The following is a 12201-nucleotide window of genomic DNA, read 5'->3' on the forward strand; positions in this document are numbered from 1 at the left end:
AAAAAGGATGTCCCAAAGCCACTCGGCTGTTGAGGCATCCCACTTTTACGTTTACTTTTGCTTTACAATTTCAGCAACTTCTTCCGTAATCTCTTCCCCGCCCATACTCTTCCATTTAGCTACAAACACATCAAAATCACTAAGCGGTGAATCACCCACAATAATATTTAAGAACGTCTCATTCTCCAGATTCTGCAGTTCCGGCCACTTGGTCTTCATAAGTCGGGTGTTCCCATAAAAGACCCCACGCACTCCCTCTATAGCAGTTGAGGTTAACACAGCTACTCCATATTTATACGCATTCGCTGCTTTCCAGCCTTCAAGATCTTTTTTGGGCTGCTCTGTTTCCGCTACCCATTGATCATAAATGAGCCGGGTATCAGAATTTAATGTATCCGGGTCTATCTTTCCGTGCAAAGCCTGCTGGATATCAGCATAATGTTTCTCAATCGCATCCCTATAATCTATCAAAAGATCGAACGGATAATAAGCACGCAGCTGAATGCCTGTCTGCGCAGAGAAATCACCCAGCTTTTTTACCTCCTCTTGATTAGGATCTTGTCTTCTTTCGAGTCTTGTAAACACGTTCAATTGCTTGATTACAGCCTCTGGATGTTCAAACCCTTTACGCACAACAAGATATCGATCTGTTACCGGAGCCAAATGAGCGACAAACTTACCGGAATCATCAACTGGAGCTGCATATGCTCTCCATTCTGCCTTCGTATCCAAAGCCACTGCCTCTGACAAAGGATAATAAGGCATCCACCAAGGACCAAAAAACATCCCTGATTTACCTGTAATAATAGGCTCCTGAGTTTCCTTATATAGTGCAAAGTCCGGATCCAGCAACCCGTGTTTATACCAATCAGCAAGTTTAGCAAGCGCTTGTTTGGTTTCTGGTGTAATGGAGCCATACACGATATTTCCGTTGTTATCCTTAATCCAATTCGTGGGGAAAGCATGAAATGCACTAAAAACAGCATCCAGACCATTAACTAATGGTTTAGTTCCATATACGATATTTTTGTAGCCGCTTAGACCGACGGTATCTCTTTTTCCATTCCCGTCAGGGTCTTTTTCAATAAAAGCTTTGGCAATTTTCTCGATGTCTTCAAAAGTTTGTGGAGGTCGCAGCTCCAGCTTCTCCAGCCAATCCTGACGTACCCAGAGCAGCACGGGAGAGTCTGCATCAATAGCTACATTCGGTAATCCATATAATTTACCGTCGCGGGAAGCGTCCTCTAACGCCTCTCCCTTTGTAGAATTGTACATATCCTTGATAAGTTCAGATCCATATATTTTATATGTCTCTGTCAAATCTTCAATCATGTCATTATCAATTAATTTCTTCAATTGATCCCGATCCACAACCATGGCATCAGGCAAATCGTTGCTATCAATGGCAAGCTGCACCTTTTGCGTAAAAGCATCCTCACCCTTCGCTTCCCAGGAGTGAACCACTTTGATATTCGTAATGCTCTCTAAATAACGGGTGATTGGATTGTTATCGTTGCTGTCACCTGTATTAAGTCGCGAGTCGGGAACCTTAAATCCCACCCGGATCACAATCGGATCCTCATATTTACTATAAGCGATAGAAGTATCTTCATCCCCTGCCTGAGGGCTTGCAACTGAATCTACAGTACCGATATTGTCACGACATGATGTCATTCCAATGACCATAAACACTAGGAGGATAGATTTCCAAAATTTCATATTTGGTTTTTCCCCTCCGCACGGAATTCACTTGGTAATTTACCAATACGTTCTCTAAACAATCTGCTGAAATAACGATCATCCTCAAAACCGGACCGCGAAGCAATCTCACAGACGGGAAGTGTAGTCTCCAGCAGCAGTGATTTGGCAAGCTCCAGCCGCATTCCCCGTAAACATTCACCAAATGTCTCTCCGGCAAAACGAGCGAAACACTGGCTGAAATAACCACGGCTCATATTAATGACGGCTGCTACGTCGCTCTGATTGATTTTGTCACCTGCATGGCTCTGCATATAACGAACTGCGCGAATAAGACAGGACATAACCTCTTTAGTTAATCCAAGCTCCAGCATTCTTCGTCCCACATGATCAGAAAATCGCCGCAGCCAGTTCTTCCAATGACACCAGTTCAGATTATGGGAAATGTCCTTTTCCAGTTGAGCAGCATCTTCAGGCTTTAAAAGTAAAGAACTCCAACTTTGTATTAGAGAGTGTGCAAACGCCAGAAACTGATCAGAACGGGGTTTCTGCTGAAGTATGTTTGCTACAAATTTCTCCCACTCCTTTCCATCAATTGTCCACTTCAAATTCTGTGCTTGCTCCAACAGATTATCCGCCTCTTGTTTTGAATAGGGAGCCCCTGGTTCCTTCTTTATGTCTTCATATTTCAATGAGGTCAAATCCTCAGGTTCAGGATGATAAAATAGAATACGGCGTAATTTCGCAGTGAGCTGTTCCTCCAGTTCCTGCAACGGTTGATCTCTCAATCCACTGATCAGTGCGGTCTGCCATCGTCCGGATAGCTGGATCTTTAGTTCACGCTTGCTCTCATCTATTGAGAAACGATGCAATAAGGGCGACATCCACATCTCATGAAAAGTAATAAGCGGATTATTTTTCACGCTGGACAGCTGAAATAATTCTTCTTCATTGCATTGATGATTTAATGGCAAATATAGCAGAGCCTTATCAGCAGCCATACGTTTACTCTCCCCACGAACCAGAGCATCCCGCGTATTGTCCTCCCATTTAATACGATCGACAAGACGTCTGATAGTTTCATCCGCATTTTCCATCTCAAGCAGTGTTTTTACAATATAGTCAACGGCACCTAAACGCATAGCCTCCTGAACATAGTCAAATTCATGATGACAAGTAAGGACAACACAGCGAATACCTGTGAACCGTTGTCTAACCATTTTAATAAGCTCGAAGCCTGAAATGCCGGGCATGGTCAAATCCACAAATAATAAATCTACTTCCTGCTGTTGAAGCAGCTCCAAAGCAGATTTACCATCACCTGCCTCCCCAACTATAACAATCCCTAAGGATGACCAATCAATCAGGGATATGAAGCCTTTTCGCACGAGTCTCTCGTCATCGACAACTACAGCCTTAATCATCGAAGTCCTCCTTACCTTTCCTCGGAATCACAATGGATACAACCGTACCTTCTCCTGGCTTACTGAACATCTCTAGCTTCATTTGTTCTCCATAATAGGTTCTAAGCATCCGGTTCACATATGAAAAACCAATTCCAAGTCCCCGTTTTTTTGCTCCATCATCAGACAACAGCTGATCTAATGTATCTGCATCCATCCCAGCTCCGTTATCTTTTACACATAACTGAACTTCTCCTTCACCATGTTTCATTATCTCAACATCTACCTTGCCATTATCGCTTAATCCATGATAAATCGAGTTCTCCACCAGAGGCTGAAGCAAAAATCTCGGGACAGCCACAGACAATACATCCTCATCAGCTTCAACGTTAAATTCAAATTCATAATCATAACGAATACGCTGCAGCTCCATATAATTTCGAATCGCTTCAATTTCCTCGCCAATGGTAACAATGATGCTTTGCTTGCCCAGATTATAATGCAGCACCTTTACAAGAAGAGTGACCAGCTTGTCGATCTCCTTCTGGCCGTTTAACCGGGCCATCCACTGTACCGTATTTAAGGTATTATGCAAAAAATGAGGATTGATCTGGCTGAGCAACTTCTCAATCTCAAATTGGCTTTTCTGCTTCTCATTATGGGCAACCGCAACAATCAGCTCATTCACCTGTTTTTTCATCTGCTGAAAGTTGGTAAGCACAAAATCAAATTCTTCCACATTCGTATAGGCTACCGGAGCGGTAACATTTTCCGCCATTCGGTTGATTTCGAGGTTAACCTTACGCAACGGACCATAAATTTTCCTCCAGATGATCCAAGCCAGAAATCCGGCAAAAAGAAGGGTGGAGAAGGCAAGTAAGATCATTTTATAAAACCAAGAATAAATTTCACTGTTGAATTCTGATTTTTTCACAACGGCAATAAGTTTCCAGCCCTGAGGACTCGCGTAACGAAACAGATGATATCCACTAAGCGTTTCATGGGTGAGATTAGAGTTGCTTCCCGCAGCTTTAATAATACTTAGCGGAAGTTTGCCGTCGATCACTTTTGTACTGTTACCTTGCTGATTAACCAGCAGATGATTTACTTTCATCCCGTAGGACTCCTGATTGAAGATTTTGCGAAACAAACTATAATTCGTCTCCAAATAAATATAAAGCTTATGCTGGCCCGGCACACGGACAATCCGCTGCTCCGAGAACACGAGATTGTCACCAACAGCGTACATAGTGGGGTGTGGTCCATAATAGTCAGCCCCGTTATATCGCATAAAGGACGGCAATGTACTGATATCAAAATTTCTGCGTGCGCTCATGTTGGTAAACAGAACGGGATCATCGCTGTCCGGCATAATGTAGGCTGTAAGTCCAATATAAGGGTTCGTAAAATTGACTAGATTGATCTTCTGGTTGATGGAATTCATCATTTGCGATTTGCGAAAAATTTGTTTTTCCTGAATAAATGAGGACATCTCCTGCACAATCTGACCGTCCAGAGCAAACTGCTTGGAGGCAAAATCCATATTGTCGATGGCATTCTCCAGGCTTGAGGCTTCCTGTCTCAGACTAGCGCTGATCCCGTTGCCAATTTTACCTGAAAGGATGGAGTAAATAGAGGTGTAGGTTACGAATCCTACTAAGAGAAGCGGAAGTAGTGTTCCGATTACTAGATAGATAAATAAGGTATTGCGTAAGGATTTGACAGCTGGAGTATGACTCCGCAGGGGTACTCTTACCATCTGGATTATCCTCTTCTTTCTATCTGAAAGCGTTTTATATTAATGTGAGAATACCACATTTATCCTTAATTGAATAGAATAAGGCAGAACAGCCTCCACGCCGCCCCGCCTTATTTTATAGTTACTAGCCGTGTTTATTTAACGCTTTTACGGGCCTCGAACAATTCCTCAGCCTTTTTAATCGAGAAATCCATAACTTCGGAATAACCAAGACCATTTACCTTATCATGCATTTCTTTATTCAACTTATCATATTCCGCTTGATCTTTAGCAAAGACCATTTTCCAGGAAATCTGTTGAATAACCGTACCGATTTGTTTATTCTTTTGTTCCACTGTTTTATCCATGGTTAACGGCTCTTTGCCAGTGAAGCCTTGTGGTGCTACAGCCAATAGATTGTTTTTCTCAAAATACTCCTTAGGAGTCAGAACGCCCATCTTCGCTCTCCAGTCACTATCAAGCTTGGAAGGGTTACGTTCCAGGGTTGTTGTCCACAGATTATGATCGAATGGCTCACTATTCTCTGGATTCACCATCGCCGGAACCACAAACGAGAAGTTCATTTGATTGGAGCCATAGTAGTAGTCACCACCGCCGTATTCAGCAGGAACTTGAGTATTCTGTTGATCAGTATAAGCTTTCCAACCAAAATCAGTCACTGCAGGTTTGCCGTTTGCATCAATATCCCAGGTCAGACCTTGAGGTCCGTTAGGTACTGCTGTACCACTTCCTGCAGAAATCATTGCACCTTCCGGTGTGTACATCCAGTTAATGAATTCCATAATTCTAGCAGGTTCCTTAGCTTTTGCGCCGATTGCAATAATACCGTTACCACCGTAAACATTGAAGCCTGTGGAATACATCAATTCATCTTTGAACGGAACTAGCGCAAAACCTTTACCTTCGGCTGTTCTTTCTGGTGTATTGTAGTTAGCAGCTCCTAGCCATGGGAACCAAGAGAACAATAGACGACCATCTTTGTATTTCGCTACAACATCGTCGAATTTTTGCGTCATAGAGTCCGGATCAACCAGCCCCATTTGGTTAGCTTCAAAATACAGTTTGAGCGATTTCATGTACCAGCTATCTTCGGATAAAAAGTCATAATACTTTTCTTCATCTGCCTTAACATACACAGCAGTATCAGGAATTTCGTCATAGCCCATCATGTTTGCGAACTGTTTAGCCAATGTCATTTTATAGTTGCCATCCCAATCAGACCACATCGAGAAAGCATAGGTTTTTTTGCCTTGTTCGTTCTTAGGCTCGAGCTCTTGCATTTTTTTCAGCACAGGCAGATAATCTTCAATCTTTGTAATTTCTGGCGCTCCAATTTGTTGGTAAAGATCAAAGCGCAGGTCTGGACCCCAAGTCATATCTTTTCCTTCAGAAGGTCCGGATGGGTTAGAAGCTACGCTGTTCCCCATACCAAAGACTGATGATCCACCGCCAAAAGCTACCTTTGCTTTCTCAATAGCTTTTGGGAAAGTGCTAGAAATGTCTTTTCCGTATTTGTCCAAAAGACCGTCCTGTGTCCAGTCCAAGAGCAGCTTTCCTTTGATGGCATTTGGATAGTGGTTCTTGTCGTCACCGAAAATAATGATATCTCCAAGATCACCGGAAGCCATCATTGCAGAGATTTTGGTATCTCCACCAGTCAGGTTTGAAGCTACAATGTCCATTTCAATGTTGAACTTATCCTTGATGATTTTTGCAAACCATCCGGTCTGTGGACCGGCATAGTTAGCGGTTGTTGAGAATACAGTCAGCTTCAGCGGCTTGGAATGATCAAGCGCTCCGTCATCCGGTGCTGCTGTCTCCTCCGCCGGGGCATTTGTGGCAGCCGACGTAGGTTTCTCTGTGCTCGTGTTTTTGCCCGAATTAGCCGTATTATTCCCCCCGCCACATGCTGCAAGAACGAAGACCAGGATTACGGATAGCATGACAAGCGATGCTCTTCTTAATCTCATTGCTTTATACCCTCCCTTTCATCTCTTCACTTATAGTTCAACTCTGCTTATAGCAGAGGAAAACCCAGTTCTGGTCCAGAGCGGCCACCCATCAGCCTTTAACCGCACCGATCATAATTCCTTTGACGAAAAAGCGTTGGAAGAACGGATATACGATCAAAATCGGCAATACGACGATCATCGTTACAGTCATCCGCACAGAGGTTGGAGTCTGCATATTTGCTGCACTAGCGGCCATATCTGGTGAATTACGAATTAAGGCTGCGAGCGAGCTGGATTCGTTCAAATAACGCCATAATAAGAACTGGAGCGTAAAGTATTTCGTATCTGTCATTAGAAACGCCGTATCAATAAAGGCATTCCACTGATTCACCGCTGAGAAAATCGTAATCGTAGCCAAGATAGGTGTTGTAAGAGGAACAATGATACTCCAGAACACCCGGAAGTAACCTGCTCCATCCATTGACGCCGACTCCTCAAGTGAGGGCGGAATAGCCTCGACGAAGGTTTTGACCAAAATGATATTAAAAGGAGTAATAATAGTTGGCAAAATATAAGCCAGGTAATTATTAGTCAGATGCAAGTTATGCATGGTGATATACCATGGGATCAGCCCTGCGCTGAAATACATCGTGACTACAACACTGCGGTACCAAATACTCCGGCCCCACATTTCCTTTTTGGTGAACAAGTACCCAAGAAATGCCGAAGATCCAACGGTGAGCAAAGTACCAACAACTGTTCTATAAATAGAGACTGTCGCCGCATGACCTAAACCACTGATTCTTAGAACCTTACTATAGTTATCAAAATGGATCTGCCTTGGATAAAATTTGATATACCCCGCTGCGCTAAGATCATTCGAACTGATCGTATTAATGAACAAATAGTAGAATGGATAAATGCATGACAGGGTGAACAATCCAAAGAGTGTGTAGATAATAATTTGAAAGATTAATTCTCCAGAAGTTAGTTTTTTCTTTCTCAAATGGGATCACCCCTGCCTTAAATGATAGATTCGTCACGCACCATCTTGGATAAGGTGTTTGCCGCGAACAGTAGAATTACACTGACGACCGACTTCAGCATACTGACAGCAGTGGCAAACGGAAAGTTGTTAGCGAACGCAATATTGTATACATAAAGATCCAGCACTTCTATGGAATCTTTATTCATCGCATTTTGAAAGGCAAAGTACTGCTCCATCCCGTTATTGACTAGGTTACCTATGGAGAGCAGCAGTAGGACAAAGAAGGTTGGGACAAGACCCGGAATGGTAATATGCCAGATTTTACGGAACCGGCTTGCACCATCCACCTCAACGGCCTCGTACAATTCTTGATCAATGCCTGCGATTGCAGCAAGATAGAGAATGGCACCCCAGCCTAACGATTTCCACCAATACCAAATAATCATCGTGACCCAAATATTCGAGCTGGAGGCTAAAAAGTTATAACCCTCATCAACGATTCCAAGCTGCACTAAAATATGTGTGATGACCCCGTTATCAACGGAGAACAACGAGAAGGCCAATGCATATACCAGAATCCAGCTGATAAAGTTCGGAATCGTGGTTAGCGTCTGCACCATCTTGCGATACCAGCCTGACTTAATCTCGGTCAGAAAAATCGCAAAGATCACTGGAAATATCGAGGTAATTAGTCCAAGTGAACTCATGGCAAGAGTGTTCTTCAGCACGCGCACAACCTCTGCGGTCTGTGTTGGATTGGATACAATCGTCTTGAACCATTTCAACCCGACATATGGCGTGTCAGACAACGGTATTCCGGGAATGAAATCATAAAATGCATAAATCCATCCGCTGATCGGCAGATAATAGAAAATAAAGGTGACAATAAGAAACGGAAAAGCCATGAAGAACAATTTATGTTTGTTCTTCATCTTCCAGCGGGATCGATGAACCGGATCGACGCTGGGAAGTAATTCACCAGAAGGTACCCCCATGTCGGAATCTCCTATACCCAGATTTTGATTACGTTTTCATAGTATCAGAACCTTTATGTATGGCGAGATAGAACACAGAACGGCCTCACTGGAGAACCGTCTGATGCTTGTGAACCAAATTCGCATATATTTCGACCATTTTCTACCTAATCACTGTGGGTCTAGTGATGGAGAGCCTACATGCCTTTTGGCTTATAAAAAGCGGCAGGATGACGGGAATTCCCCTCATCCTGCCGCTGAAAGAAATGGTTTCTAAGGGGCGCTTGGGAGCTATGGGCAACTAGACCCTCCTCGTTCCCTACATCAACTATGGTACGTTTTTCCTCTTCATCTGCTACATCAACTATGGTGCGCTTTGTCCTCTTCGTCCGCTACATCAACTACGGTGCGCTTTGTCCTCTTCGTCCGCTACATCAACTATGGTGCGCTTTGTCCTCTTCGTCCGCTCCATCAACTATGGTGTGCTTTGTCCTCTTCGTCCGCTCCATCAACTATGGCTCGCTTTGTCCTCTTCGTCCGATACATCAACTACGGTGCGCTTTGTCCTCTTCATCTGCTACATCAACTATGGTGCGCTATGTTCTCTTCTTCCGTTATGGTTTTTCACACTTCATAGTTTTGGCATCGGACCCAGATGCACTTATTTCCCGAATTCAGCGTTTTTCGTCGTATTATTGGACTCAGGTGCAGCTATTCACTCAAATATAGTCCAAATGCGAGCATATGCATGCCGATAAGAGCTATACAGTCCGAAACTACGGCAAAGTAGCTCAAAAATCAGCAATAGCGACTATACGGTCCGCAACACTCCTCGAATCATTCTTAGGCGCACTTCTATCGAGAATCCATCATCTTTGTTCGTACTGTCGGACCCAGATGCACTTATTTCCCGAATTCAGCGCTTTTCCTCGTGTTATCGGACTCAGGTGCAGCTATCCACTCAAATATAGTCCAAATACGAGCATATGCATGCCGATAAGAGCTATACAGTCCGAAACTACGGCAAAGTAACTCAAAAATCAGCAATAGCGACTATACGGTCCGCAACACTCCTCGAATCATTCTTAGGCGCACTTCTATCGAGAATCCATCATCTTTGTTCGTACTGTCGGACCCAGATGCACTTATTTCCCGAATTCAGCGCTTTTCCTCGTGTTATCGGACTCAGGTGCAGCTATCCACTCAAATATAGTCCAAATACGAGCATATGCATGCCGATAAGAGCTATACTGAAGCTAGAATAAAAAGTGGACAGTAGTTAACAGACTGGCGATAATGAGTCCACGGAGGTGTGTTCACATGGGAGAACATCGACAACGGTATAACGAAGAATTTAAAAAACAGACAGTGCAGTTCATTCAAGAGCAAACAAAGACAGTGGGCGACTTGGCGGAAGAGCTCAACATCCCAAAAAGTACCCTGCATCAATGGATGAGCCAGTATCGAGAACTAAAGAATGAACCGGCAGCTAGCGTGGATCGAGTACGGGAACTCGAGGCACAGTTGAAAGAAATGAGCCGTCAACTTCAAGAAAAAGATAACAAGATTGCTGATGTGGAAGAGGAATTAGCGATCGTAAAAAAAGCAGTGCACATCTTCAGCAAACCAAGGAACTGAGATTCCAGTTTATTGAAAAACATCGCTCCGAGTTTCTCTTGGAGAAGATGTGCATGACCCTACATGTGTCACGGAGCGGGTACTACAAGTGGCGGACAGAAAAAAACAGTACGCATATGCTTCGTAAGGCTGCGATAATGAAGCGAATTCAGTATCATTTTGCAGACCATCAAAAGCGGTATGGGAGTCCGAAGATCACTCGCCTGTTGCATCAAGAAGGTTATACCGTTACCGAACGCACGGTGAGTGTGTACATGCGACATATGAAGCTTCGCTCCATTGTCTCCAAAACGTATCGCGTACAGACCACCGACTCCAATCATGACCATCCGATTGCCCCGAATACGCTGAACCAGCAATTTAAAATACTCAAACCCAATTCAGTATGGGTTACCGACATTACGTACATTCCTTGCCGGGGAGGGCGCTTGTACCTGGCTAGTGTGATGGACCTTTGCACGCGTGAAATCGTGGGGTGGCGCTTGGAGAACCATATGGAAACTAGCTTAATTTCGGGCGCCTTACAAGATGCTTACGAAGCTAAACAACCGGAAAAGGGTCTATTACATCACTCCGATAGAGGTTCTCAATATACTTCTCATGAATACACGAAGCAGTTGAAAGCGTATGGCATGGAGTCCAGCATGAGCCGCAGAGGTAACTGTTATGATAACGCCTGTATCGAGTCGTGGCACAGCATTTTGAAAAAGGAGCTCATTTATTGTAATCCACGATTCAAAACTAAGGAGCAAGCCTACCAGACACTTTTTCAATATATTGAGTTTTATTATAACCGCAAGCGAATGCATGGCGCGCTGGGGTATCTTTCTCCAGTTCGTTTTGCTGAGCAATTGACTAGAATGTCTGTTGCGTGACTGTCCACTTTCTTGACAGAGGTCCACACAGTCCGAAACTACGGCAAAGTAACTCAAAAATCAGCAATAGCGACTATACGGTCCGCAACACTCCTCGAATCATTCTTAGGCGCACTTCTATCGAGAATCCATCATCTTTGTTCGTACTGTCGGACCCAGATGCACTTATTTCCCGAATTCAGCGCTTTTCCTCGTGTTATCGGACTCAGGTGCAGCTATCCACTCAAATATAGTCCAAATACGAGCATATGCATGCTGATAAGAGCTATACAGTCCGAAACTACGGCTAAGTAGCTAAAAAATCAGCAATAGTGACTATACGGTCCGCAACACTCCACGCATCATTTTTTGGCACACTTCTATCTAGAATCCATCATCTTTGTTCGTACTGTCGGACCCAGATGCACTTATTTCCCGAATTCAGCGCTTTTCCTCGTGTTATCGGACTCAGGTGCAGCTATCCACACAAATATAGTCCAAATACGAGCATATGCATGCCAATAAGAGCTATACAGTCCGAAACTACGGCAAAGTAACTCAAAAATCAGCAATAGCGACTATACGGTCCGCAACACTCCTCGAATCATTCTTAGGCGCACTTCTATCGAGAATCCATCACATTTGCTCAAGCTATTGGACTCATTCTTGGGTTCATCGCATTCCCTCATACTATCGGACCCAGATGCACTTATTTCCCGAATTCAGCGCTTTTCCTCATGTTATCGGAATCAGGTGCAGCTATCCACACAAATATAGTCCAAATACGAGCATATGCATGCCGATAAGAGCTATACAGTCCGAAACTACGGCAAAGTAGCTCAAAAATCAGCAATAGCGACTATACGGTCCGCAACACACTTCATGCAGCGAAATCAGGCACACTTCTATCGAGAATTCATCGCATTCACTCATAC

At 43.8% G+C, this 12201-nt stretch carries 8 protein-coding genes; 2 read left to right on the forward strand and 6 right to left on the reverse strand.

The features are described 5' to 3' along the window. Nucleotides 1-51 precede the first annotated feature (51 nt). From MKZ16_RS21380 to MKZ16_RS21405, 6 genes are all read right to left on the reverse strand, one after another. A complete protein-coding gene (locus tag MKZ16_RS21380) occupies nt 52-1719 on the reverse strand; it encodes an extracellular solute-binding protein (protein ID WP_051491407.1) in 1668 nt (555 codons plus the stop codon). Then, nucleotides 1716-3122 (reverse strand): response regulator, encoded by a 1407-nt coding sequence (locus MKZ16_RS21385; protein WP_076106488.1) that lies wholly within the window; start codon nt 3120-3122, stop codon nt 1716-1718. Before MKZ16_RS21385 ends, MKZ16_RS21380 begins: the two co-directional genes overlap by 4 nt. After that, nucleotides 3115-4860, reverse strand: a complete 1746-nt coding sequence (locus MKZ16_RS21390; protein ID WP_036685760.1) for a sensor histidine kinase — start codon at nt 4858-4860, stop codon at nt 3115-3117. Before MKZ16_RS21390 ends, MKZ16_RS21385 begins: the two co-directional genes overlap by 8 nt. Before the next feature lie 134 nt (nt 4861-4994). Next, nucleotides 4995-6830 (reverse strand): ABC transporter substrate-binding protein, encoded by a 1836-nt coding sequence (locus tag MKZ16_RS21395; RefSeq protein ID WP_036685758.1) that lies wholly within the window; start codon nt 6828-6830, stop codon nt 4995-4997. 91 nt (nt 6831-6921) lie between these two features. Next, on the reverse strand, nt 6922-7818 hold the full coding sequence (locus MKZ16_RS21400; RefSeq protein ID WP_036685756.1) for a carbohydrate ABC transporter permease: 897 nt from the start codon (nt 7816-7818) through the stop codon (nt 6922-6924). A 17-nt stretch (nt 7819-7835) separates the two neighbouring features. Further along, nucleotides 7836-8795: an ABC transporter permease subunit gene (locus tag MKZ16_RS21405; protein ID WP_036685755.1), complete on the reverse strand. Its 960-nt coding sequence runs from the start codon at nt 8793-8795 to the stop codon at nt 7836-7838. 1299 nt (nt 8796-10094) lie between these two features. Here MKZ16_RS21405 and MKZ16_RS21410 point away from each other — a divergent pair. Together MKZ16_RS21410 and MKZ16_RS21415 are read left to right on the forward strand one after the other, a co-directional pair. Continuing rightward, a complete protein-coding gene (locus tag MKZ16_RS21410) occupies nt 10095-10412 on the forward strand; it encodes a transposase (protein ID WP_036683594.1) in 318 nt (105 codons plus the stop codon). An 11-nt stretch (nt 10413-10423) separates the two neighbouring features. Continuing rightward, nucleotides 10424-11287: an IS3 family transposase gene (locus MKZ16_RS21415; protein ID WP_256717136.1), complete on the forward strand. Its 864-nt coding sequence runs from the start codon at nt 10424-10426 to the stop codon at nt 11285-11287. Nucleotides 11288-12201: the final 914 nt, after the last annotated feature.

The organism is Paenibacillus sp. FSL R5-0928 (genome assembly GCF_037970385.1).
Taxonomy (GTDB): domain Bacteria; phylum Bacillota; class Bacilli; order Paenibacillales; family Paenibacillaceae; genus Paenibacillus_AQ; species Paenibacillus_AQ odorifer.

Bases quoted from the DNA above. Each gene is read 5' to 3' on its own strand.
- MKZ16_RS21380 (WP_051491407.1), bottom strand. From the start codon at position 1,719: ATGAAATTTTGGAAATCTATCCTCCTAGTGTTTATGGTCATTGGAATG.
- MKZ16_RS21385 (WP_076106488.1), bottom strand. From the start codon at position 3,122: ATGATTAAGGCTGTAGTTGTCGATGACGAGAGACTCGTGCGAAAAGGC.
- MKZ16_RS21390 (WP_036685760.1), bottom strand. From the start codon at position 4,860: ATGGTAAGAGTACCCCTGCGGAGTCATACTCCAGCTGTCAAATCCTTA.
- MKZ16_RS21395 (WP_036685758.1), bottom strand. From the start codon at position 6,830: ATGAGATTAAGAAGAGCATCGCTTGTCATGCTATCCGTAATCCTGGTC.
- MKZ16_RS21405 (WP_036685755.1), bottom strand. From the start codon at position 8,795: ATGGGGGTACCTTCTGGTGAATTACTTCCCAGCGTCGATCCGGTTCAT.
- MKZ16_RS21410 (WP_036683594.1), top strand. From the start codon at position 10,095: ATGGGAGAACATCGACAACGGTATAACGAAGAATTTAAAAAACAGACA.